At 58.7% G+C, this 23,317-nt stretch carries 25 protein-coding genes and 1 pseudogene; 15 read left to right on the forward strand and 11 right to left on the reverse strand.

Going from position 1 to position 23,317, the window contains the following annotated elements; genetic code table 11:
* The first annotated feature begins 109 nt into the window (after positions 1–109).
* Positions 110–484 carry a fe2+ zn2+ uptake regulation protein gene (locus ACK3BK_RS14660; RefSeq protein WP_186720588.1) on the forward strand — a complete coding sequence of 125 codons (375 nt, stop codon included), beginning with the start codon at positions 110–112 and terminating at the stop codon, positions 482–484.
* Between the two features lie 35 nt (positions 485–519).
* Here ACK3BK_RS14660 and ACK3BK_RS14665 read toward each other — a convergent pair whose 3' ends face one another.
* Positions 520–708: a hypothetical protein gene (locus tag ACK3BK_RS14665; RefSeq protein WP_186665399.1), complete on the reverse strand. Its 189-nt coding sequence runs from the start codon at positions 706–708 to the stop codon at positions 520–522.
* 149 nt (positions 709–857) lie between these two features.
* Here ACK3BK_RS14665 and ACK3BK_RS14670 point away from each other — a divergent pair, with 149 nt between their 5' ends.
* The 4 genes from ACK3BK_RS14670 to ACK3BK_RS14685 all read left to right on the forward strand — a co-directional run bounded on the left by ACK3BK_RS14670 (position 858) and on the right by ACK3BK_RS14685 (position 3,303).
* Positions 858–1,319, forward strand: coding sequence for a hypothetical protein (locus ACK3BK_RS14670; RefSeq protein WP_186664001.1), 462 nt, complete (start codon positions 858–860; stop codon positions 1,317–1,319).
* Between the two features lie 231 nt (positions 1,320–1,550).
* Positions 1,551–1,931 carry a Mor transcription activator family protein gene (locus tag ACK3BK_RS14675; protein WP_186663999.1) on the forward strand — a complete coding sequence of 127 codons (381 nt, stop codon included), beginning with the start codon at positions 1,551–1,553 and terminating at the stop codon, positions 1,929–1,931.
* Positions 1,932–1,973: 42 nt separating this feature from the next.
* Complete coding sequence (locus tag ACK3BK_RS14680) at positions 1,974–2,615, forward strand: DUF2589 domain-containing protein (RefSeq protein ID WP_186663997.1); 642 nt, start codon at positions 1,974–1,976, stop codon at positions 2,613–2,615.
* A 115-nt stretch (positions 2,616–2,730) separates the two neighbouring features.
* Positions 2,731–3,303: a DUF2589 domain-containing protein gene (locus ACK3BK_RS14685; RefSeq protein WP_411384478.1), complete on the forward strand. Its 573-nt coding sequence runs from the start codon at positions 2,731–2,733 to the stop codon at positions 3,301–3,303.
* On the opposite strand, the gene ACK3BK_RS14690 is transcribed toward ACK3BK_RS14685, so the two are convergent.
* The 3 genes from ACK3BK_RS14690 to ACK3BK_RS14700 are packed head-to-tail and all read right to left on the reverse strand — an operon-like array spanning position 3,285 to position 9,392.
* On the reverse strand, positions 3,285–6,956 hold the full coding sequence (locus ACK3BK_RS14690; RefSeq protein WP_411382712.1) for a translocation/assembly module TamB domain-containing protein: 3,672 nt from the start codon (positions 6,954–6,956) through the stop codon (positions 3,285–3,287). The genes ACK3BK_RS14685 and ACK3BK_RS14690 overlap by 19 nt on opposite strands.
* Positions 6,956–8,698 carry an autotransporter assembly complex protein TamA gene (locus ACK3BK_RS14695; protein WP_186663991.1) on the reverse strand — a complete coding sequence of 581 codons (1,743 nt, stop codon included), beginning with the start codon at positions 8,696–8,698 and terminating at the stop codon, positions 6,956–6,958. The genes ACK3BK_RS14690 and ACK3BK_RS14695 overlap by 1 nt, the downstream gene beginning before the upstream one ends.
* Before the next feature lie 52 nt (positions 8,699–8,750).
* Positions 8,751–9,392, reverse strand: coding sequence for a GNAT family N-acetyltransferase (locus ACK3BK_RS14700; RefSeq protein ID WP_411382713.1), 642 nt, complete (start codon positions 9,390–9,392; stop codon positions 8,751–8,753).
* 161 nt (positions 9,393–9,553) lie between these two features.
* Here ACK3BK_RS14700 and xthA point away from each other — a divergent pair, with 161 nt between their 5' ends.
* On the forward strand, positions 9,554–10,366 hold the full coding sequence (gene xthA / locus ACK3BK_RS14705; protein WP_186663987.1) for an exodeoxyribonuclease III: 813 nt from the start codon (positions 9,554–9,556) through the stop codon (positions 10,364–10,366).
* A 6-nt stretch (positions 10,367–10,372) separates the two neighbouring features.
* Here the strand turns inward: xthA and ACK3BK_RS14710 are convergent, their stop codons facing one another.
* From ACK3BK_RS14710 to ACK3BK_RS14725, 4 genes are all read right to left on the reverse strand, one after another.
* On the reverse strand, positions 10,373–11,245 hold the full coding sequence (locus ACK3BK_RS14710; protein WP_411382714.1) for an alpha/beta fold hydrolase: 873 nt from the start codon (positions 11,243–11,245) through the stop codon (positions 10,373–10,375).
* A 20-nt stretch (positions 11,246–11,265) separates the two neighbouring features.
* The gene (locus tag ACK3BK_RS14715) at positions 11,266–11,886 is read right to left on the reverse strand and encodes a LysE family translocator (protein WP_054891533.1); all 621 of its coding nucleotides are present in this window, start codon (positions 11,884–11,886) and stop codon (positions 11,266–11,268) included.
* A gap of 101 nt (positions 11,887–11,987) precedes the next feature.
* On the reverse strand, positions 11,988–12,191 hold the full coding sequence (locus tag ACK3BK_RS14720) for a helix-turn-helix transcriptional regulator (RefSeq protein ID WP_411382715.1): 204 nt from the start codon (positions 12,189–12,191) through the stop codon (positions 11,988–11,990).
* On the reverse strand, positions 12,188–12,562 hold the full coding sequence (locus ACK3BK_RS14725) for a hypothetical protein (protein ID WP_411382716.1): 375 nt from the start codon (positions 12,560–12,562) through the stop codon (positions 12,188–12,190). The genes ACK3BK_RS14720 and ACK3BK_RS14725 overlap by 4 nt, the downstream gene beginning before the upstream one ends.
* A 132-nt stretch (positions 12,563–12,694) precedes the next feature.
* Between ACK3BK_RS14725 and ACK3BK_RS14730 the strand changes: the two genes are divergently transcribed.
* Complete coding sequence (locus ACK3BK_RS14730) at positions 12,695–13,174, forward strand: GNAT family N-acetyltransferase (protein WP_186663981.1); 480 nt, start codon at positions 12,695–12,697, stop codon at positions 13,172–13,174.
* A gap of 532 nt (positions 13,175–13,706) precedes the next feature.
* Here the strand turns inward: ACK3BK_RS14730 and ACK3BK_RS14735 are convergent.
* Positions 13,707–14,234 carry an MgtC/SapB family protein gene (locus ACK3BK_RS14735; protein WP_054891536.1) on the reverse strand — a complete coding sequence of 176 codons (528 nt, stop codon included), beginning with the start codon at positions 14,232–14,234 and terminating at the stop codon, positions 13,707–13,709.
* 179 nt (positions 14,235–14,413) lie between these two features.
* Here ACK3BK_RS14735 and ACK3BK_RS14740 point away from each other — a divergent pair.
* The 4 genes and pseudogenes from ACK3BK_RS14740 to ACK3BK_RS14755 form a co-directional block, all read left to right on the forward strand.
* Positions 14,414–14,695: pseudogene (locus ACK3BK_RS14740) on the forward strand (hypothetical protein); the annotation flags it as partial.
* A 241-nt stretch (positions 14,696–14,936) separates the two neighbouring features.
* On the forward strand, positions 14,937–15,089 hold the full coding sequence (locus ACK3BK_RS14745) for a hypothetical protein (RefSeq protein WP_346655470.1): 153 nt from the start codon (positions 14,937–14,939) through the stop codon (positions 15,087–15,089).
* Positions 15,090–15,443: 354 nt separating this feature from the next.
* Positions 15,444–15,737: a hypothetical protein gene (locus ACK3BK_RS14750; protein WP_189665166.1), complete on the forward strand. Its 294-nt coding sequence runs from the start codon at positions 15,444–15,446 to the stop codon at positions 15,735–15,737.
* Positions 15,738–16,078: 341 nt separating this feature from the next.
* Entirely contained in the window at positions 16,079–16,444 is a 366-nt protein-coding gene (locus ACK3BK_RS14755) for a histone-like nucleoid-structuring protein, MvaT/MvaU family (RefSeq protein WP_186663977.1), read from the forward strand.
* Between the two features lie 371 nt (positions 16,445–16,815).
* On the opposite strand, the gene ACK3BK_RS14760 is transcribed toward ACK3BK_RS14755, so the two are convergent.
* Positions 16,816–18,648 carry a CocE/NonD family hydrolase gene (locus tag ACK3BK_RS14760; protein ID WP_186663975.1) on the reverse strand — a complete coding sequence of 611 codons (1,833 nt, stop codon included), beginning with the start codon at positions 18,646–18,648 and terminating at the stop codon, positions 16,816–16,818.
* A gap of 102 nt (positions 18,649–18,750) precedes the next feature.
* Complete coding sequence (locus ACK3BK_RS14765) at positions 18,751–19,668, reverse strand: LysR family transcriptional regulator (RefSeq protein ID WP_186720595.1); 918 nt, start codon at positions 19,666–19,668, stop codon at positions 18,751–18,753.
* A 479-nt stretch (positions 19,669–20,147) separates the two neighbouring features.
* Here ACK3BK_RS14765 and ACK3BK_RS14770 point away from each other — a divergent pair, with 479 nt between their 5' ends.
* The 4 genes from ACK3BK_RS14770 to ACK3BK_RS14785 are packed head-to-tail and all read left to right on the forward strand — an operon-like array spanning position 20,148 to position 23,305.
* The gene (locus tag ACK3BK_RS14770; protein ID WP_238343341.1) at positions 20,148–20,909 is read left to right on the forward strand and encodes an ABC transporter permease; all 762 of its coding nucleotides are present in this window, start codon (positions 20,148–20,150) and stop codon (positions 20,907–20,909) included.
* A gap of 4 nt (positions 20,910–20,913) precedes the next feature.
* Entirely contained in the window at positions 20,914–21,963 is a 1,050-nt protein-coding gene (locus ACK3BK_RS14775) for an ABC transporter ATP-binding protein (RefSeq protein WP_186663969.1), read from the forward strand.
* A gap of 11 nt (positions 21,964–21,974) precedes the next feature.
* On the forward strand, positions 21,975–22,838 hold the full coding sequence (locus tag ACK3BK_RS14780) for an ABC transporter permease (RefSeq protein WP_411382717.1): 864 nt from the start codon (positions 21,975–21,977) through the stop codon (positions 22,836–22,838).
* A gap of 2 nt (positions 22,839–22,840) precedes the next feature.
* Positions 22,841–23,305 (forward strand): hypothetical protein, encoded by a 465-nt coding sequence (locus tag ACK3BK_RS14785; protein WP_186663965.1) that lies wholly within the window; start codon positions 22,841–22,843, stop codon positions 23,303–23,305.
* Positions 23,306–23,317 lie beyond the last annotated feature (12 nt).

Consider the following 23,317-nt stretch of genomic DNA (forward strand, 5'->3'; position numbering starts at 1 on the left):
GAGGACGTGGCAGTTTTTTTTCAGCCAGAACTGCAGTTTTCCCGCGCTCATTCGTCCTAGTAGTTAGGTACTCATGATTTCGGGACAGTCCACGAAAAGGAGCATTCACATGTACAACCCGCAACTGCAGCCGCAGCGCCAGCGCACCGCTGACCGTGCAACGCCGCAAGACAGCGCTGGCGCACAGGAACGGATCGGCAACGAACAGATCCGCGAGCTGCTGCGCGCCTACGGTCTGCGCACCAGCCTGATCCGCCTGAAGGTCATCGATGCGCTGCATTCGGCCGATCGCAGCGGGCGCAGCATCGGCGTGCGCGGGGTGCATGCGCAGTTGGAGCAACTGGATATCCCGCTGTCATTCCTCAGTGTGCGCGAAGTGCTCAAGCGACTCTGCACCGAGGGCGTCATCAGCCTGGGCGATGACAAGTGCTACAGCCTCCAGCCCGCAGCCCGCGCCGTGCTGGAACAGAACGCCTTGCGCTGAATCCCGGGCCGGCCAGGACGGCCGGCTCGCCTGTCTCAGGACTTGACCTTGCGCCGCATGATGCCGTTGATCACCACGACGACCACGGCGATACCAATGGCCAAATACTGGAAGGTCTGCTCGCTGATCGTGCCCTGTTTCTGCAGATAGCTCAGGCCGAACATCACCCCCATCATCACCGCGATGATGAGAATCGAATATTTGAAGCGCTGCATGTGTGTCATCGGCAATTCCTTGGAACATCGGGGACAAAAAAGCTCGTCACGAGCCGGCCACATGATACATGGCCAAATCCAGGTGCGATGCATTTCCTGCTGAGCTTCACCGCTCAAGATTGAAAACATGGACGCCCGGCTCATGCCCTGGAGCACCCATGACAAGACCCTTCCTGCTTTGCACCCTGATAGTTGTCCCGCTCACCTTCGCCCACGCCATTGACACCAGCACCCTGCCCCGCGAACAGCTGCTCGAACTCGGCGCACGCCTCGAAGCCACCAGCAGTAACAACCAGTGGCAGCAACTGTGGCAGCAAGTGCGTGGCAGCGGCTTGCTGCAGGCGCAGCCAGGCCAGTTGCACTTCGTCCTCCAACCCTCGGAACTGCCGGTCCTGGCCAGGTTGACCCTGGCACAGGCGCAGCAGGTGGAGGCGTTCGCCAGCACCCATGCGCGCTACCGCCGGGTATTCAGCCCGCAAGTCATCGGCTATCGCGGCGGCCAGGCGCTCGAAGCGCTGTGCGTGGACGTGGACTGGCGCGCACTGCCCGCCGGCGCGGTAGACAACCCTCAGCACTATCTGGGCGTGGTAAGCCTGCGTAAAGCCTATCCCTGTGAATGAAATGGGTGGGCACACCCTTGGAGCACAACCAAAAACTCGATCGAGATAGATCAAGACCTACAGCGAAATCATGGATCAACTTCCTACGTAAAAGCTCGCCTCTGCCTGCAAGAGACGCGCTACTGAAACTACAAAGCATGGGCCACTTGGCGCCTAGGAATGACTGGGAGGGGTGGCTGAGAATCTCTGCACACCAACCGTGCAGGCTTCAAAGACAAAAGGAAATCGCATATGGAACTGCCAGATCTGACTGCAATCGATGTCACTCTATTACCCCATTCGCTGCAATCACTGATCGAGTGCGTCGGCCTTGAAAATGCTTACCGGCTGACGTGCGCCTACGGTGGCCGCCCCAAGTACATCCCCAAACATCGGGACCGTACACGGCTGGCCGAGCTGTTGCCGGCAGAAGCACTGGACGCACTGATCAAGCGCTACGCTGGTGTCGCACTGGAGATCCCCAAGGCCGATCACTTCCAGCGCCAGTTGCGCAATCTGCAAATTCAGAAAGAAAGCGCCAGCGGGCTGTCGCGCAGCCTGCTCGCAGACAAGTACGGACTGAGCCTGCGTCAGATTGGCAACATCCGGCGCCAAGACAATCACCCCCACTGAAAACAGACCTGAACGGTCACCACCCACCAAGGAGTAATGCCTATGTCCATTGACAGCAGCCTGATCGGCTCCGTCATCAACTCTCTGCCCATGGACCGAATGATCGCCGGCCCCTTGCAGGCCATGGTCCAGGCGCAGGTCACCGCGAGCAAGTCATACGCCGACTTCCTCATGAATGTCTGCATCCAGGACGGCAAGGCAGTCGCCATCCAGTTCGACTACGACGAAACCGTCGTCGGTGAGGATGGCGAGTACAAAGGCGTCGTTGCCAAGAGCATGAAGGTGCCGCTGCTGGCGGCCATCACCCACCCGAACATTGCCATCGACGAGGGCAAGATCGAGTTCGAGATGACCATCAACCAGATGGCCGAGGATCGATCCGCCAAGGATATGGAAGGCAGCATGGAGGCCTCGCTCGGTTGGGGACCTTTCAAGCTGAATGTGAAAGGCAGTGTAAGCCACAAGTCGGAACAAACCCGCAAGACCGATACCCGAGCGCGCTATGCCTTCAACACCACCGTGCGCCGCCAGGAACCACCGGAAGCCCTCATGCGCGTGATGGAATTCCTCACCGATGCCGCAACCAAACCTACCGTGCTCGCCAGCGCAGAACTGCGCAGTACCGACAACATCTCCAGCGAAGACACCCTGCCCGGCGCAGAGAAACCCTCCGCAACGCCATGATGCCCAGCGCCTTGCCCCGTCCCCACCTGCCGCAGGTCTCCGCCCGGACACCTGCGGCATCAGCACTGGAGACCGATGATTGGATCAGCCCTGCGAACACCCTCAACCGACGCCCATGACTTCCACCGACCTGCGCGACATCACGCGCGGACTCCAGGAAGCCGCCGCGGCAACCAATACTCTGATTGCCCAACAGTACCTCAGACTCTTCGATCAGTTCTTCGACGTGGACGCCGAGCAGCCCGGCATGCCGATGCGTGCCAAGATGGTCGAAGTGGCGATGGACGACACGCACACCCTGCGCATCCCACTGATTGCCCTGGTGTCTGCCAAGGGCCTGGCCCTGGAGCGCATGCAGGTCGACCTGTCGGTTCACGTGAAGAACGCACAGGCCCGCCAGGAAGTGCTGCAGCAGGCGAACGAGACCACTTCGTGCTCGCACTTCAAAGTCACCGTGGGCGCCCAGGCGCGCCGTGGCGAAGGACGCGACCCCGACGAAGTACAAATCCGCATGCAGTTCCAGGCCTGCGAGCCGCCCGAAGCGATCAACCGGCTGATCGAGGAGTACACCAACCTGATCCTGCCTCTGCGCACACCGCCCAAACCCACCCCGGAGCCGGACGCGGACAGCAACCAGTTCATAGAAGCCGCCACTGTCCGCCGAGCGGGTCAGAAGTCGCGTTTGTAGAAGATGTCCAGCGAGCTCGCCAGCCCGCTGGCGGCCTCCAGATAGACCTTCTTGCTCAGTTTGTACCGCAGTGCAATGGTGTTGGCCGGCTCGAACACACCGACCCCATAACGCAGGCTGAGGCGCTCGGTCAGGTTGCCGCTGGCCACCACGTTGGTCTTGTTGCCCGAACCTTCGGTATCGAGTTGGAAATCATCGATCCCCAGGCTCGAGGCCAGGCTGCCGGTAATCCCGGCGCTCCCGGCAAGGCCCAGGCCCAAGGCCGCTTCAGCCAGCATGTTGTTATCCTCGCCCGAGTTGCCCAGGGGACGTCCCAGCACGAGATACGACAACGCCTGCTCCTGGCTCATGGCCGGCTCCGAGAACACTTGGGTGGTCGGCTGCTCGGCACTGCCGCTCAGGCGAATACCCGCGATGACGTCGTCGACCTTGCGAATCGCTTCGATGTCCAGGTATGGCTGATCGAGGGGGCCTGCGAACAGCAGGCGCGCACGGCGAATGGTCAGGCGCTGGCCATAGGCCCGATAGCGACCGTCGGCCAGGCTCAGCTCACCACGCGTATCCAGGTTGTCACCGATGTGCACATGGCCCAGCAGATTGGCGGTCAGGCCGAAGCCGCTGAACGACAACTTGTCACGACCGACTTCGACATCGATGTCCATCGCGACCGCCATCGGCGGCGTGCCCTCTTCGGTCTGGTGGCCGACAATTACCGTGTCGTCGGAGACCTTCACCGTCGAAGGCGGCAGCTCGCGGACGGTGATCTTGCCCTTGGGTACCTGCACCTTGCCGGTCACTGCCAGCTTGTCGCCGGACAGACGAATGTTGAGATCCGGCGCAACCTCCAGAGCGGCATAGGGTTCAACGTTGACCGGAAGCTGCTGGCCCTGCAAACGCAAGTCGACAGCCAACGCCTGCCCCCAGGCCAACTCGCCGGTCAATTGCCCGCGACCGACCTCGCCACTTCGCCAATCACCGCTGATCCGTACCTGCTCCCCGGCGACGAGCGCACGCAGCGACAGGTCTTCCAGGCTGACCGGCAACTCGGCGCCACTGACATGCCCGCCGCTAAGCACCAGGTTGCCGTTGATCTGTGGCGCCAGCAAGGTACCTGACAAGCGCCCGTCTCCGTTGAGCTGCCCAGCCAGGCGCTCGACCATTGGCACGAAAGGCCGGGCGATCGACAGATCCAGCCCGGAAAGGCGAAACTCGCCAGAAAGCGGTTTGTCCCGGCCCAAGGGATCAATGCGTGTCGACAGGTTCAACTCACCCAACCGGTCGCCACGAAACGCCAACGACGTGTCAACCCGCCGCGGAGCCAAAGTACTGTCCAGGCGGAGCGTCTGGTAGGGGAAGTCGATCCAGCGCCCGTTATCGCGGACCCGCAGCGTGCCGCCGCTGGCGTCGATGCGCACCGTGCCTTTGGGGCCGCTGGCCGGCATATCCAGATTGATGTCGGCATTGAGCATGCCTTGCCAGGCGAAATCCTTCGGCAGCCACTGGGCCAGGCTGTCGATCGGGAACTGCTTGAGGTGGTAGCGCAAGCGTGGATCCGGCGCCAGGCGCTGATCCTCGCCACACAGGCTGGCAGCGCCAGAGCGCCAGCAATGTGCACCGAAGTCGAGCTGGCCGTTGGCCAGACGCTGCAGGCGTGCGGGGGCTTGCAATTGCCAGTCCTGACCGCCCGCCTGGATACGCCCGCTGGCCAGGCGGCCACGCCAATCACCTTTACCGAGCGTGCCATCCAGTGCAAGGTCGAGCTTGAGCTGGGGTCCATTCAGCGCCACTGTCAGCGCCTGCTGACGGATATCACCTTTGCCCGTGGCATCAAGATTGCCCAAGGCCGTTTCGCCCAGGCGGATATTGCCCACCTTGAGGGTGATCAGCCCACGCTGAGCGCTGTCCAGGCGTGCGTCGAGATCCAGACGCTGTATGCGGTTGTCAGCCTGGGCCAGCTGTTGCCCCTGAAGACTAAAGACACCCTGCGGCGCGGCCAGCGTGCCAGCAAGGTCGAGGCGGCCTTTGACCTGCCCCTGCAAACGCGGCCAGAGCTGGCCGAGGCGCGGCAGGTCGAGGTCGATGCGACCGGCCAGGCGCTGCTGCAGGCTGCCACTGCCGTTGATCCGGTTGTCGCCCAACTGGATCGCCAGCGCACCGAGCGTCCACGCCTCACCTGCACCTTTGGCATCAGCCTTGAGCACCGCCGGCTGGCCACGCAGGCGCCCCTTGAGGTCAAGTTGGGCCTCGAGCTGCAGACGCTCGTTCTTCAATTCGCCCTTGCTGCGCAGCGGGCCCGCCAGGGTGCCCGGCAGCTCCGCCAGCCAATAGGCGGGGTCGAGCGCCGACAGTTGCAGATCGACATCCCAGGTAATCGCGTCGGCAAAGCCCAGCGTCACGGCTCCCGACGCCTTGCCCTGGCCAGCAAGCAGTGCCAGCTGTGGCAGGCGCACCTGGGTCAGGTCGCCAGCGAACGGACTGGCCAGGCTGAACGCACCGGCCGGGCCATCGAGATCTCCCTTGAAATCACCGTTGTAGGTGCCGTCACGATAGTGCACCTGGGCATTGAAACGCTTGAGCGTAACTTGCGGTGCTTCGTCCATCGGGTACAGGCGCAGCCAGGGAAAGTCGAGCCAGTCGATCCTGGCATCGGCCGTCAGCCCTTGCTGCCAGTCGGCACTGGCCTGCAGCGCGAGTCGCTGTGTCTCACTGGCCGTGAGATCCAGTGTCTCGAGCCGGGCACCCTTGGCATCGACCTTGCCATTCAGGGCCAGGGCAATTGGCCCCTGCTCGGCCGGAAGGCTGGCCGTGCCCTTGAGCAGGTATCCCTTGAGCAGGTCACCCTTGGCCTTAAGGTGGAGCTGGTTCAGTTGCAGCGGATCAGGTAACGAGGCAGATGGACGGAACGCTTGCGCGCGGATCTGCAGTGTCGCGGGCAGGTGATCGGCCAGCGCCTGCAGCTCACCCTCGAGCTGAGCCTCAAGGTAACCCGTGCTGGTGCCCTCGAGGGTCAAGGTCTTCTGCAGGTCGCCTTTGGCATTGAGCACCAATTGCCAGGCCTGACCATCCACTGCCGGCAACTGCAGCGTGGCATCGGCCTGAAGCGGCCAATCTCCCTGGGGCAGCAGGCTGCCCTGCAGGCTCAGGTGCAGGTCGTCACGCTGCAATTGCAGGGCGTCGATACGCAGGCCTTCGGTCGTCCAGTGGGCGGCCAGTTGCAGGTCGCCGAGCAGGTCGCTGCCATCCAGGCGTAATTGACCGACCTTGACCTCACCCAGCTCGATGGCGATCGGCAAACGCAACTCAGGCAGTTGCAACGGCCCGGTGTCCGGCTGCGACTCACTCGCAGCGAACGCCATGTCGATACGTTCGGCCTGCAACCGCTGCACGCACAGCGTGGCGCGCAACAGGCACGACGGCGACCATTGCAGTTGCGGTGCCTGCAGCTCGACCCGACTGCCATCCTGGGCCCAGACCAGGTGAGCAGCCTCCCATTGGCCTCCCAGTCGGCCCTGGAAGTCCTCGACCTCAAGCCCCGGCACCAGGCCCAGAACCCAGCGGCTGCCCGCTTGCGTTCCCAGTACCAGCGTTGCGCAAAGCCCCACCAGCAGCAACAAGCCCAATACGATCGACAACGCAGGTTTGAGCAGACGCATCACAGTTCAGGCCCCATGGAGAAATGCAGCCGGATACCACCGTCATCATCCAGCGCGCGCGCCAGGTCCAGGCGCAGCGGCCCGACCGGCGAAACCCAGCGCACGCCAATGCCGACGCCGGTCTTGAGGCTGGGCAGTTCCAGCGAATTGAACGAGTTGCCCTGGTCGATGAAGGTCGCCACGCGCCATTTCTCCGTGAGCGAATACTGGTACTCGGCACTGCCGGCCACCAGGTAGCGGCCACCGATACGGTCGCCCTTGTTGTTCTTCGGCGACAGCGTCTGGTAGTCATAGCCCCTTACGCTCTGGTCGCCACCGGCGAAGAAGCGTAGTGAGGGCGGGACGTTCTGCTGGTAGCCGTTGGTAGCGCTGCCACCGAACTGCACGCGCCCCAGGAAGCGATGGTTCTGCCCCAGGGTGGTGAGGCCCTTGAGCAGGACATTGCCATGCACCAGGTTGGTGTCCGAGCCCAGCCCTTCCTTGGCTGCCTGCAGGTCGAACTGCAGGCGATAGCCATTGTGCGGGTCGATGCGATTGTCACTGCGCAAGTAGGAAAAACTCACGCCAGGCATCAGCAGGTTGCTCAGCCCGGAATCGTCACCCAGGCGGTACTCCTCGCGCTGGTACTTCAGCGAGATCACCCGCTGCCAGCCGCTGGGCAATTTGCTGTGCCATTCGGGGCCGACGGTCAGCAGTTTGCTGAGGGTGTCGGTGCCGGAGATCTCTTCGTTCTGGTAACCACCGGCAAAACGCAGCTTGTCGGTCAGCGGAGGGTCCAGGGGGATGTCATACCACAGGCCGACGTTCTGCCGAGGCGCCGAGAGCTCGGTCTCCCAACCATAACTGTGGCCCTGGGGGTTGACCCAGTGCCGCGTCCAGTTGGCCTTGCCCCGTGGCCCCACGTCGGTCGAGAAGCCCAGGCCCAGCCCCAGCGTTCGCGGCTTGCGGGTGTCCAGGCGCACGTCCACTGGCACGACGTCATCGACCGCCGCGGTCGGCGCCGCATCGACCCGTACCCCGTCGAAATAGCCGCTGGACTGCAGGTCGTTGTTCAGCTCGGCCACCAGCTCGGAGTCGTAGGGCGTTCCTGGCTTGAAGCCGACCATGCGTTGCAGCAGGTCGTCGTCCAGTGGTGCGTCGCCGCCGAAGGTCACCTTGCCCAGGCGATAACGCGGACCACTCTGGTACACCAGTTCGATATCCGCGACGCCCGCTTGCGGGTCTACCGCCAGGCGCTGACGGGAAAAACGCCCGTCGAAAAAGCCATAGCGCGAAGCCTGGTTCTGGATCAGCCGCTTGGCGTCCTCGTAGACACCATGGTTGAGCTGTTCGCCCTGGCGCAATGCCTTGCTGTCGGGAATGCGAAAGGCCTTCATCTCGCTCGCCGGGCCTTCGATGCGCACGGTCACATTGCGCAGGCGCACCGGCTCGCCCGGGTCGACGCGAATGATCAGTTGTACGGGTTGATCGGCCTTGCTCGGCGGCTTGACCTGCGTGTCGATCTGCGCCTGGTAGTAGCCCAGCGCCTGGGCCGCCTTGCGCGCCTGCTCCTCGGCGCCCCGGCTGAACCGCAGCAAGGCCTCCTCGTCGCGATCGCCCAGGCTGCCGATGTAGCCTTCGATATTGGCCTGCAGCGCCTTGTTGGACGGTTTGACCCGTACCAGCAGTTCGCTCTGGCCCCATGCTGTGCAGCTGGCGGCGAGCAACAGCACGCCCCAACCGAGTCTTCCTGAATACGTCATGCGGGGCATGCTACCAGAGCGAAGCGGCAGCGTAAGCTGCGGGTAGTTGCGATCAAGCAATTGCTGGATTGGAGGACAGCGGATTCGGATGAAAGAATACCCTCTCGCGGATTGGTCCGATCGCGACCTCGCCAATCTCCTGATAGCCCTGGCGCTCGTAAAACGCTAGGTAATGGACATTGCCAGTGTCCAGTATCACGCCCTGGGTATCCGGATCGTCGGCGCACCAGTCGTGTACTGCCTGTAACAATTGCTCACCATAATGCCGCCCCTGGAACTGCGGGTGCACCCCCAGCAGAGGCAGCACGTGGACCTGCTGGCTCGGCATGCACGCGGCCAGTGCCGCTTGGTACTCGAGGTAACGACGCGTGCAGCGCCTGCCCGTGCCCAACAGCATGCGCAGGCGCCAGGCCCAACTGTCGGCCACCCCCAGGCGACGTTGCGGCGGCACGATCAGCGCCGCACCGACCAGGCGATCGTCGACCAGCACACCGATTGCCGGCAACTGCAGGTAGAAATGCTGGCGCACCCATTCGCGCACCATCACTCGCAAGCGTCGCTCATAACCCCTGCGCTGTGCATCGAACAGGTAGGCAAAGGTCGGCTCGTGGCGATAGGCATGGTAGAGCAGCGAACGCACTTCGCGGCTGTAGCCATCGTCGAGCAGGCTGATATGCGCCGGGGCGTCGGACATTGCGATGATCCTCCTGGAATGTACGTATCAGAGCCTTGGAGGTGTCCTGCCGCACATCGTTCCCCCACCAGCACGTTAGCAGCGCGCCCCCCACGCTGCCACGCTGGTGATGACGGCCGATGTCAGCTAGCATCCGAAGCTTTTACCAGGATCGGCTTTCCATGAAGATCGTCTCGTTCAACATCAATGGCCTGCGCGCCCGCCCGCACCAGCTGGCTGCGCTGATCGAGAAGCACCAGCCAGACGTTATCGGCCTGCAGGAAACCAAGGTCAGTGACGATCAGTTCCCGCTGGCCGAAGTACAGGCCTTGGGCTATCACGTACATTTCCATGGCCAGAAGGGTCACTACGGGGTTGCCCTGCTCTCGCGCCAGGCGCCACTGTCGCTGGTCAAGGGCTTCAGTACCGATGAAGAGGACGCCCAACGCCGCTTCATCTGGGGCACCTTCGCCGATGCCGACGGCACCCCGATCACCATCATGAACGGCTACTTTCCCCAGGGCGAAAGCCGCGACCACCCTACCAAGTTCCCGGCCAAGCAACGCTTCTACAGCGACCTGCAGGCCCTGCTCGAAGACCAGTTCCGCAATGACCAGCCATTGGTGGTGATGGGCGATGTGAACATCTCGCCCCAGGATTGCGACATCGGCATCGGCGCCGACAACGCCAAGCGCTGGCTCAAGACCGGCAAGTGCAGCTTCCTGCCCGAAGAGCGTGAGTGGATGGAACGCCTCAAGGGCTGGGGCCTGGTGGACAGCTTCCGTCACCTGCACCCGGAAGTGGCAGACCGTTTCAGCTGGTTCGACTACCGCAGCCGCGGTTTCGAGGACGAACCCAAGCGCGGCCTGCGCATCGACCTGATCATGGCGTCGCAGGCACTGCTTCCACGCCTGAAGGCGGCAGGCGTGGACTACGAACTGCGGGCGATGGAGAAACCTTCGGACCACGCCCCCATCTGGCTGGAACTGGCCTGACCAGGCTCAACCGCGCAGGAACGCCTCGACCGCCTGCGCGGCGCTCACCGGGTCTTCCTGCATGAAGCAATGCCCACCCGCCACCTGCCGCTCGCTGACATTGGCATTGAGCCCCACCAGGCGCCGCACCGAATGCGGCACGAACGGGTAGGTGGTTTCACCATGCAGGATCAGCGTCGGGGTGGTGATGCGCTGCAGGCTTGGCCACATCCGCGCCGGGAACGAGCTGAAGATCTCCACCTCGCGGCTGGGCCGGCACTTGAGCACCACACCTTCGCCACAATCGCCGATGGCATGGCCGATATATGCGTGAAGCGCCGCATCACTCCACCCCTTGAAGATGCCCCGCCCCTGCAGCGACGCCAGCGCCGCCTCGCGGTCCGGCCAATGGCTGCGCCGGGTTGCGGCCTTGCGCGCCAGGGCATGGCGCTGGTGCAGGCCCACCAGTGCCGCTGCGCCCATCACCCCGATCATGCGGCGACTGAACAACACCGGATCGAGCAGTACTGCACGCTCGAACAACCCAGGCCTGCTGGCGAGAATCAGCCCGGTCAGCACCCCACCAAAACTGTGTCCGAGCGCATGGCGCGGCACATCGCCAAACACCGGGCGTCCCGCCTCGAATGCTTCCAGGACCAACTCCGCAGTGCGGTTCCAGCCACGAAAGGCGCCGCCGTGATCGCTGTCGCCGTGCCCCTGGACGTCGCACAACCACAGGTCGAAGTGCTCCCCCAGGCGCATCAGCATGGGCTCGTACGCCAGGCAGCAGAAACCGTTGCCGTGCAAGAAATGCAGCAACGGCTTGCCGCTCGGCTCGGAATGCCAGCCGCGTAGCGTGAAACCTTCCGAGCAATCATGGGACCAGGGAATCAGCTGCATCGTGTACCGCACTCATCGAACTAGGAAAACGACGATTCTACAAACAGCAGCGGATACAACGAAATCACCAGCAGCAAGGCCATCAGGACATTGAACAGCATCAGCCAGCGAGGATTTTGCAGAAGGTTGCGCAAGGCGCTGCCAAACATGACCCAGATCCCCACGCTCGGCAGGTTGACCAGGGCGAACAGCGCGGCGATGACGATGACGTTGAGCACATAGCCCTGGGCCGGGGTGTAGGTCGTGATCGCACCGACCGCCATGACCCAGGCCTTCGGATTGACCCACTGGAAAGCAGCCGCTCCCCAGAAGCTCAGGGGCTTGCGCGTCCCTGCGGCGTCCCCGGAGATCGGCCCGGAAGTGGCGATCTTCCATGCCAGGTACAGCAGGTAAGCGGCCCCCACGTAGCGCAGGATGCTGTACAGCGGCGGCCAGGCCTTGAACAGTTCGCCCAGCCCGAACCCCACGCCCAGCACCATCAGCATGAAGCCGATGCTGATGCCCATCGCATGGGGGATCGAACGGCGCACACCGAAGTTGACGCCGGACGCCAGCAACATGGTGTTGTTCGGCCCTGGGGTGATCGAAGAAACGAAGGCAAACAGGATGAATGCGGTGAGCAGATCGTATGAGCCGAGCATGGCAGGGACTTCCGTCAGGTACTGATTATCGTGTCCTGCCACACTAGCGGAACCCCTCTCGCGCAGACCGGTACAGTTACCTTAAATTACACCTATACACATCACTGTACCGCCGCAGAGGGATCGAAGATCTCTTCGATACTCAACTCGAAAACGCCGGCAATGCTGAAGGCCAGCGGCAGGCTGGGATCGTAGCGGCCGGTCTCTATGGCATTGACGGTCTGGCGCGAAACACCGAGCCGCTCGGCCAGTTCGGCCTGCGACCAGCCACGCCCACCTCGCAATTCACGGATGCGGTTGTTCAACGGTAACGCCTCACCCCGATGAAGGTCCCCAGCGCCCACAACGGCCCCATCAGGCTCCAGACCATGAACATCGACAAACGTGGGAAGCCTGCGGTCTCCAGAAAACCGTAGCTGAAGGTCAACAGCGCCGTCGCGACGAATGCCAGCCCCAACGCCTCCAGTTGGATGCGCCGGACCATTTCATCGAGGCTGCGCAGTTGCTGCACCACAGCCCAGGCCATACCGATCATGGCCGGCACCGGCACCAGCGCCACCAGGGTCTTGGCAACCCCTGGCGCCATGGACGCGAGGAAATGGCTGCTGACCAGCACACAGGCCATATAGACGACGAGGAACAGGACGAATGAAATCACATGACGTTTGTGCAGCATGCCAACAGCCTCGGATGTAAAGTGTGTTTTACATTGAAGGCGAGGCCGCGCACCATGTCAAGCTTGCTTTACATCTCGGCAAGCCGGCCCAGGCCCATTACCATGGTGCCCGCCAACCACAAGGAAGCCTTCATGAGTCTGACCATTCGCCCTGCCCGCCGCACCGACGCCGCCCAGATCCTCGCCTTCATCACCGAGCTTGCCGACTACGAGCGCGCCCGCCACGAAGTGGTAGCGACCCTGGCTGATATCGAGCACAGCCTGTTCGATGAAGGCAGCACCGTGCACAGCCTGATGTGCGAGCGCGACGGCACGGCCATCGGCTTTGCCGTGTACTTCTATAGCTACTCAACCTGGCTGGGCCGCAACGGCATTTACCTCGAAGACCTGTACATCACCCCCGAACAACGCGGCGGCGGTGCTGGTCGCCAGGTACTGCGGCACATCGCTCGCGAGGCCGTAGCCAGAGGGTGCGGGCGCCTGGAATGGAGCGTACTGGACTGGAATGAACCGGCTATCGGTTTTTACCAGGCGCTGGGCGCAGAAGCGCAAGATGAATGGGTACGTTATCGCCTGGATGGCGAGCGCCTGAAGGCATTCGCACAGGGGTAAGCCGCGCCCGACCACACGACTGTGTCAAAAGTGTTACCCGGCCCCGTCCACCCAGCAAAAAGTCGGGTAACACGGAAACAATTCGAGAGATTTTCAGGTCGTGAAAAATCGCCTCAAATCTCTAAGCCATTGATTTTAATGGATATTGAAAAGTTGGCACGGCATCTGCTTTATCTCTGGCACAACAAAAATAAAAAAACGTGACACCCCAATAAAAACAACATGCACCGGCTCTGACATAACAAGAACAACACGGCAGAGGCGCAGCAAGCAGATTTTTTTGGAGTAGACACGCGTTCCAGGGGTTCGTCCCCGCGACCTGACGCAGAACAACAAAACTACCTTGAGGTAGCGACTGTCAGGATCGGATCAGCAATGATGAAGGCAGGTCAGCGCCCAAAAAAATACGTTTGCTCTTGGCCCCGGATAGGGGCCCGGTTACACCGAAACAGGCTGACAAAAACAACAACAGGCCGGTTTTCAATAATAAAAAGAGCAGGCAACAACGCTTTGAGGGGAGCTTCGGCTCCCCTCAGTGCTTTGTGTTTTCCTCATTCTTCGCCTCACCACCCTCCCCCTCGACCTTCTCCACCAGCACCGGCATGCTGCTCAACACCAGCAACGCCAGCACCGTGCTGACCAACGCCGTCGCCTCGCGCCCCATGCCCGCCGCCGTGCCGATCGCCGCCGTCATCCACAGGCCTGCCGCCGTCGTCAGCCCCTTGACGTGATTGGTGTCCTGGCCATGGCCCTTGAGAATGGTGCCCGCGCCGAGAAAACCGATCCCGGCGACGATCCCCTGTATCACCCGGCTCAGCGCCTGTGCATCGGCACCGGCCATGCTCGGTGCCAGCACGAACAGGGCTGCACCCATGGACACCAGCATGTGTGTCCGCACCCCGGCCGACTTGCCCTTGTGCTCGCGCTCGAAACCCAACACCGCGCCAAGCACCGCCGCCATCAGCAGACGCACGAGAATCCGCGTCACCTCGCCTTCATCGGTGATGTCGGTGAACTCTGCCCGTATCGCTTGCCAGACGTTCTGCCACCAGGAATCCATGGGCTTCTCCACACCAGCGCCTCGTGGCGTATTGAAAGGTGGACCGCGACAGTTGCCCGGAGTGCGGCAGCATCCGCCCGGCGGAACGATGCAGCAACCCGAAGCACGCTGTGGTCACACTCGTAACCACCTGCGGAGGGTAACGTCATGCCGGTAGAAATCGACGAAAGCAACCAACGCTGCTGGTAGCCCAAGATGAGAGCTTGGTTGTGCAGGAAGTCCAAACTGTCACTCCATCCTGGATGAACAAGTATGGCAGTTGGAAGATGGAGAAGCTCACGTCGCTTTCGATGGGACACAACCAGGCTGGTGTGGCCGTCTGTGTTCTGGAAGTAGAGGGTGGTGCTGTGTACATCGATACGCATGAGCAGGGTCTCGGTGTCGACTCGCTAAACGGGGTCAAAGAGCTCTATCGACGCGGTATGGCTCAGGCCAACACTGGAGAGCCTCGGAGGGCTTAGGGATGTCAGAGGTCAACACGGTGAAGGTGGACTACCTCGTGAAGCGCTATTCGGACTTCGACCTGTTGCGTATTGCTCGAGCTGTAGGCCAAGAGTACTAGGACGAGGTCACCGCGTCTCTGGTGAATGTCCACATTCATCGACTCAGTGCCGTTGGCGTCGTCTTCGGGCATGTGCGGCAAGGGCCTCATAGCCGATTCGCCGATTCTCCGATGGGCATCTGATCCAGACATCCGACATCGTGAATATTAAGAAAGAAGGCAAGTTCTGGGTGATCACGACCATGAACTCCAAGTACGTCGTGGCTACCTTTCGCCGTGATGGTGGGCGCCATAGCTTGAGGGACTTTTGCCGCCTGGTGGGTGACCACTTCCCCAATACTCAACTGCACTGATTTAGATCGAGCCTGAGCACGCCAAGGTGTGCCCAAGGCCTTCCCCTGCCTGAAATTTGGGCCCGAGCAAGGAGCTGTAAGTGTTTATAAAGTTTGAATACCTAAAATTTGCTGGCTGCCTAGAGGATATTCGAGTTTTCGACCATCTCTCGGGTTTCGTGCAAGCCATCATGAAAATTGATGGGGTGTTAGCCCCCCAATGTCAAAGTTCCGATTCAGATTTATGAAGAGTTAGAGCAAGGATCTCATGTTGAGTTATATGCTCTTGTGCAGAACTCAAAAAACAAGGTTAAAAATACTGCAATTGTTCTTGCAGCCAAGACTGCCAGTGGCAGGCTCCTACGCGTGCCAAGCATGCGCTACAAAGTGCAGTTGCATTTTTGGGTAATTGCTACGATCTGGGCTGCTGTGGCATTTGTTTTGAGCTGGATTGCCCTGGTCTTCGGATCGGATTTTTTGATGGGCAGCCGCTCGATGTCGCTGCAATGGGCTTTTATCAGCTCGGGCGCCTCAGTCATAGGACTGCTGACAGGGGGATTCTTTGTGGGTTGCGGTATTTACCTGTTTCACAACACTTCAGGCCTTGACACGTGGAATTCAATTGCACCCTCGTTGCTTGTAGAGCGTTTCAGCAAACTGCACCGCTGATCCTTGGGCGGGCCGCATTCGCGGACGGCTGTCGTGAACCAGGCCTCACGTTCGTGCTGCCCGGCCCTGCGGGCTTCCATCCTCACGCCTTCAGCCTTCCTAACTTGCGCGCTCCGCTTGCGATTTGGTCGCAAACCCAATGGTTATGGGGCTTGTAACGTGGTTTTGGGAATGCAACGTTGGCGCTGTTACATTCCAGAATTAGCGTTACAACCCTAGTCACTGAAGGGCGGGCCGCTCTGCCGGATCATGGGGCTTGGCCGATCTGAGAATGCTATGACTTTCTTCAGCCGATTCTGTAATCTTGATAGATCATTAGCCTCCTAAAGGAAACCGTCCCCATGTCTCGTCTCGTAGAATTCCGTCGTTTGGAGCAACAACTCGCTCAGCAATTGGCAGAACTCGAAGCCATGAAGGGTGACTCGGGCATCAAGGCGGAGATGGAGTTTGAAGAGAAACTGCGAGCCTTGCTCGGTGAGTACGGATACAGCCTGCGCGAGGTGATCAATATCCTTGATCCCAAGGCTTCGGCACGTGCTCCCGCCCTTGCCGCCCAAGAGAAGACCAGCCGTAAGCCTCGCGAAGTAAAGGTCTATAAAAACCCGCACCACGGCGAAGTTGTTCAGACCAAGGGCGGGAATCATGCGGTTCTGAAGGCCTGGAAAGCTGAGCACGGCGCTGAAACCGTCGAGTCCTGGCGCCAGTGAATATTGCGCCTTGACGCAATGAGTATACGAAAGTTAGCCTGATTGTGTATGTATCCGACACCAAACCCTCTTAGAGGAAGTGACCTCTTTAACGGCACCTTAAACCCAGCCGTGGAGAGTCGGAGACTCCGAGCAAGATTTTAAAGAACCGCCATTTCTGGCGGTTTTTTTTCGTCTTAAAGGGTACTGCGCGGAGGTTTATTACGTGTAATACGTATGCTGCCCAGAATAGTTCCACACTTGCTGCGAGGCCTCACCACATGCCAGACCTCGCATTTTTGTGACCTACTTTATTGTGGTTCAAGCCATACTGGATGCTGAAGAACCCTCAAGCTCCAACTCATAGCTGGTACATCTGTATTGGCCACACCTCACCGTGATGGAACGATGATCTTCGATGGATGCGAACCGCCACGCAGAATTTTCAATCGTGGTGGGCGACCGTGAGGAATTTGGCCACAGTGATCGCTATCTGCTCCTGCGAACGACACCCGAATCTTGCTGCCAGGCTTGAACGCCCAAGCCGTTGGAGTTAGTGCAAGGCGAATATGCTCCGCTGTTCCCGGATGCATTACTTGCGCGTCTTTCCGCGCAAGGCTCTGATATGGCCAGGTGGTGCGGTAGGTCGCTGGTGGCGTCGTTTCCTTGCGCAGAAGTGCTCGCAGCAGCCCCTCAGTGACATAGCGCTCTGTTCCGTCTGACTCGATCTCGCTGACGTAGACGAACAGTGCGGCATCAGGCTGGTTGGATTCGACCCAGAAGTCCGCAACGATATGGCCGCAGATATCCAGGCCATCAGGTAGCGATGCTGTTGTGTAGCTCAATAGATCCTTTGTTCGCCCTTGCCAGTCAGCATAGTAAATACGGCTGTCTACGCCAGCAATTCGCTCGTACCGAGTACCGTTACCGCTGCCATGACGGAAGTCGACTTGATACTCGTCTTTGGCACCTTCCTGGGGCGGCTCGGCGGACAGCTTTTGGTTGTTGCCCAAGAACAGCACCGAATCAATCTCGGTCGGTGGCCACTGCTCAGCAGCACACCATTGTTCGTCGTGCATGCTGAAATAGTGAATTGGTGCTTCTTGGTCGAGACCGGTTGGGCGCTGCTGCAGGTAATGATCGAAAAAGCGCAGCAACTCGGGCATCAAACCGAACTGAGCAGTTTCCTCGAGACGCCACGGGGACACATTGATACGTGCCCCATGATCCCAGGGGCCTAGCAGCAGGTGCTTCGGGTTTTCACTCAGAGTGAGGAACCGCGAGATTGCTCCGTTCATGTACCCGGTGCCATCCATCCAGCCAGACACCGAGTAGATGGCGAGGTCACTGCGGGTGCCTGCACAGTAAGAGTGGGGGCTGAAAGTCGCGGGCGTGAAGTTTTTATCGTAGGGCAGGCAGTCATCGCTGAACTTGAATTCAGCCATGAAGTCAGTCTGCCTGAAGTTGGCCAAGTGCTCTTGAATAGCAGCGGCACACATCTCGCCGTTGTGATCTTCGTCGACCGGCTGTGGGCCTTGGAAGTCTGGATGATTAAAGTACGCGAACTGCCTCAAGACGTCGCGGCGGTCATGATCTAAGCCAATCATGATGTCGTCGTACAGGCGAGTTAGTGACTTAACCTGGATACCCCCAGGGTAATAATTGTCACGGTAGGTATCCCATACCGAAAACAGAGGTGCGATGGCCTTGACCGCAGGGTGGCCGGTACTTGCGAGGAAGTCAGATGAGGCGCCGAGGTACGAAACGCCTGTGGCACCAACGCGCCCGTTCGACCATGACTGGGCGATGATCCAATCCACAACTTGGACAGTATCAGCTCGCTCAGCTGGAGAGCGGAAGCTATCACGGCTACCGAAGCTTGCGCCTGTACCACGGACATCGACCACTACCACTGCGTAACCATAGGGCACGAACTGGTCACGGTACTTGAAGGTGTTGGGACTGCATTCTTGCTTCGAACCTTCTGCAACCTTGAAACGACGATAGTAGGGCGTGAAGACGACGATTGCTGGGAATTGCCGATCAGCGTGAGCATCGATTTCCGTCTGAGGGAGAAAAACGTCAATCGCGATCTTGCAGCCATCTCGCATAGCGATGTACTGGGACGCGGGGGCCGAAGGAACGGTGAAGTCGCGTTCCCGCCTAGCCAGGTATTCACTCGGGGGCAGCCGCCAAGCTACACTGCCAATATCTGCATCTGACATCAAATCTCTCCACTGCAAATCAAGGTTGACGGCAGCAGATTGCGACTTCTTGCAACGTGCGTAAAGTTCGTAAATTTAATGATTATGTGCGTTTAACGCATATTAAGCATAGCGTTGCTGATCCCGGATTGCTGATATTCGCTTCTCCGCATGCTCCTTGATCAAATTGGCCAGTTCGTTCACCACTCCACTGCGCTCCTGCCAGGCTGGGAAAATGAAACCGTAGTCCAAAGTGATAGCTGGCTGAAACGGTCGAAGCACAAGAGGCACCTCGCTTGAGGTTGCGATGAAAGGATCCGAGATTGCGATACCCAATCCTCGAGCAGCAAGCTGGCACGCGAGGATGCCATTAGTCGTTTCGAACCTGATGTTTGGCTGAGGTTGCAGGGACTCCGTGACTAGACTCAATGACTGACGAATCAAGGAGCGAGGATGGAGAGCAATCAGCGACTCCCCCGAAAGGTCGTCTACGGTAATGACTGGTTTGGATGCAAAAGGGTGGTCGGCACTCATGGCAGCTACCACCTCTACGCTGATGAATGGCTCAACCTCTAACAGGGGGTTCTCTAGGGGGAGTACGGTCACGCCGAGATCGAAGTTTTCCTGACCAACCCATGTCTCAATATCGAGCCTCACCCGTGAATCGATGCTTGCGGAAAATCGCGCTGAGCGTTCGGCCATTATGGCTAGCGCATCGTTCACGATGGCGTTGCTGAGATGAGGGGCAGTCAGTACTCGAACGTGGTTATTTTGTCTGGCTTTTAGACGGCCAGCGAGCTTTTGAAGAGACTCCTGGCTAGCCAAATGGCGTTCAACCTGACGATAAAAGCTCCATCCATCTGGAGTAAGACTGAGTCGTTTTTTGGTGCGTTGGAACAGCGCAAATCCGACCTCTTCCTCAAGATTGGATAGCAGCCTACCCACTTGCGGTTGCGTGCGGTTCAGGCGTACCGAAGCCTGAGTCACTGAACCTGTTTCGACAAAAGCGCGGAGGGCCTCAAGGCCTTTCGTCGTCAACATAGCCTGCTCCAAACATGCATTTTTCGCATGTATAGCAAAAATTTTCGCACTTTACACAGGTTTTGTGACGGATCATTCTCGACCTACAACAATTCGGGAAGAAATCCCGTTGCCCTGATCAAGGGCTTCATCTTCTTAACGAAGATTGCTTACTCGTATGCTGCCACTAATCACAAAAACCAGGCTTCCGAGAGGAGTACGTCAATGAGTTTTCCTTCCTATCACCCTCATCGTAGTGACGTTCATCGCCAGCCATCAGAAGGCTTGGGCAATGAGTGCTATCCCTATCCAGAGAAAAGCTAAAAGCGCATTTGCTTGAGTTGTTCTCGTTGCTCATCGCAAGGATGCGCCCAAGTTTTTTCTATGTGAGGGACATCGTCATGTCCAGCGTTGCCGCTTCAAATATCTCAGCAGCTACGGCACCCAAGGTTAGGCGGCGAGTGAGATGGTCATCTTTGCTACACCGGGTATTCGTTTGCATGATGTACTTCTTCATGCTCAGCCCGCTCATTTTCGTTGTATGGATGAGCTTCTTTGTCGATGCCATCCCGCATTTCCCACCATCTGGCTACACGCTGAAGTGGTACGAAAGCGCCTGGCAGAACTCGTCATTCATGAATGGCTTGGTGCTTAGCTTTCAGGTAGCTGCTGTAGCCTCGATCACTGGGGTCATTCTCGGAGTAGCCGCTGCGCTCGGGATCGTTCGGAATGGTTTCCTGGGGAGCAAGTTCGTCAACACTCTCCTACTATCTCCACTCCTTATCCCAGGCATCGTGGCAGGCATCGCGATTTACCTGTTCTACATGCGAGCTGAAAATGTATTAGATACGGACATCGTAGGCACATTCGGTGGGCTGGTAATCGCTCACGTATGCCTGACCATCCCGTGGACGGTGCGCTTGGTTTCCACCGGTATGGCAGGCCTAGACCCTTCGATTGAAGAAGCTGCACGTAACCTCGGAGCGTCCAGCTGGGCGGCATTTCGCCGAGTCACGCTGCCCATGCTTCGGCCTTCAATCGTTGCAGCTTCGCTGTTCTCCTTCATTGTTTCTTTCGAGAACCTGGAGCTGTCGTTGGCCCTAGTTGGCCCCGGTAAGACGACGCTTCCAATTGCAATTATGCAGTACCTCGAATTCAACCTCGACCCCACCATCGCTGCAGTCTCTGCCGTTCAGATTCTGTTGCTAGGGATCGTGATGTTGGTAACCGACCGTTTCGTCAAACTCAGCCAAGTGGTGTAGCGCTATGTCCAAAGTATCTATCAACAAGTTGAAAAAACAGTTTGGCGATGCGGTAGCGCTCGAAGACTTTTCGCTGGAGATCGCAGACGGCGAGTTGGTCGCATTCCTAGGCCCAAGCGGCTGCGGTAAAACGACCACGCTTCGGATGATCGCAGGGTTCATTGAACCGACAGCGGGAAGCATCCATATCGGCGAAACTGACGTCACAAACCTGCCAGTTCATAAGCGTAACACTGGTATGGTCTTCCAGCGTTACGCCCTGTTCCCACATATGACGGTGGCCCAGAACGTCTCATTCGGCTTGGAGATGCATAACGTTTCCGGCAAAGAGCGTGATAGTCGAATCGCCACGGCCTTGGATATGGTGCGGATGACCTCATTCCGTGATCGCTACCCTCGCCAATTGTCTGGAGGCCAGCAGCAGCGCGTAGCGATTGCCCGAGCATTGGCCATTCAGCCCAAAGTGTTCCTGCTCGACGAGCCACTCTCCAACCTGGATGCCAAGCTTCGCGTGGAGGTGCGTGAAGAGATTCGCTCGCTGCAACAGAATCTCGGTCTTACCACTGTCTTCGTAACGCATGACCAAGAAGAAGCCCTTGCCATTTCTGACCGCATGGCAATTATGTACAACGGCAGAGTTCAGCAGATTGGTTCACCAAAGGAACTGTACGATTCTCCGAGCAACCACTTTGTAGCTGACTTCCTTGGACGGATGAGCTTCTTCAAAGGAAACCTCGTGGCGAATGGGCGTTTTGTGAGCGAAGCCGGCACCAACATCCAAGTCGCCAGCGGTCAGAAGGTTGGACGAATTGGTATCCGTCCGGAGCGTATCAATGTGGGAGCCCATCCGGAGTCCGACAACGTATTTGATGGCTGGGTCGAATCGGCTGCTTACCTTGGTTCCCTCATCGACATCCGCCTGCGCCTGCAGGGTGGGGACATCTTAAATCTGCACGTACCCAATAATGCTTCCTCAGCAAACACAGCCATCGCCCCTGGATCGCCACTTGTTGCTTCGTTCCGCTCCAGTGATTGCGTTCTGTTTGCAGAGTAAAAGGTGAAAGTATGAGCGGCTCTTCTCGAGTTACAGGTGCAAGCATTGCGTTTCCAGCATCTGTCGTAGTTTTAGGCATCATAGTCGTACCACTGTTTCTCATGATGGGTTACAGCTTTAACCATTTTGATCCAATGGACTTGATGGTGGAAACTTTCACACTAGAGAACTATGTAAAGTTTTTTAGCGATGAGTATTACCGTAAGGTCTTTATTTCCACCCTCGGCGTTGCCGCCCTGTGTACGGTTTTTGCTCTTGTACTGGGCTTCCCTGTCGCGTACTTTTTGGCAAAAACCCAGAGTCGCTACAAGAGCCTGTTGATTGTGCTGCTCGTGTTTCCACTCATGGTAGGGAACGTTGTTCGTGCGGCTGGTTGGATGGTGATCCTGGGTAATGTCGGTGTGGTCAACGCAACGCTGATGTGGCTGGGTATCACCGATGAACCTATCAAGTTCATGTACACGCCCTTTGCAGTGATCGTTGGCACTACTGCAGTAGTCATGCCCTACATGATTCTTACTCTTCAAAGCGTTCTAGAGGGCATCGACTTCTCGGTTGAGGAAGCGGCCCAGAATTTGGGGGCTACATTCGCTACCACCTTCCGTCGCGTCGTGCTACCCATTGCAGCTCCTGGCGTAGCAGCGGGAACCATGCTTGTGTTCATTCTCTGCATGAACGCATATGCGACCCCGGTTTTGCTGGGCGGTACTGGTTTAACCATGATGGCTCCTTCGCTGTATGACCAGATCGCAAAAGCATCAAACTGGCCATTCGGCGCCGCCATGGCGTTGGTACTCATCGTCACAACATTGCTCCTCGCAACACTGTCAAACTGGTTGATTCACCGCAATTACGTCAAAACCATGGGAGCCTGACGATGGTCGTTCAAAACGTCAGTTTCATGAAGGCTCTGGGTGACCTAGATGAAAGGCTCGCTCAGCAAGTAGGTCATAAATACATGACGGTACTGCTTTACGATAGCGGTGCCGATGAGGCAGAGCGCGTTTATAGCAGCAACCCTCAGGTTTTCCCTGATCGAGGACGGAAACCAATGGATCAAGGGCCAAAAATGGCGTTCGTTCGCGATACAGGCCTAGCCTATGTTGCAATTGATCGGTTTGAAATTGAACGTGATTACCCAGACCACCAAAAAGTTTTCGCTATGGGATGCGCCTCTCTGTTGAACGTTCCAATCAAATCGCCTGAAGGCGTAATTGGTCAAGTCAACCTCATGCACGATGAGTATTACTATGATCACGGAAAAGTGAAGTTGGCGCTTCAACTTGTGTCATCATTTTTCAATGAGTCCCCCTCCGTTAGATCGCAAGGGTCAGCGGTATAATGAGATATAAAT

The organism is Pseudomonas sp. L7 (genome assembly GCF_046605565.1).
GTDB classification, from domain to species: Bacteria; Pseudomonadota; Gammaproteobacteria; order Pseudomonadales; family Pseudomonadaceae; genus Aquipseudomonas; species Aquipseudomonas wayambapalatensis.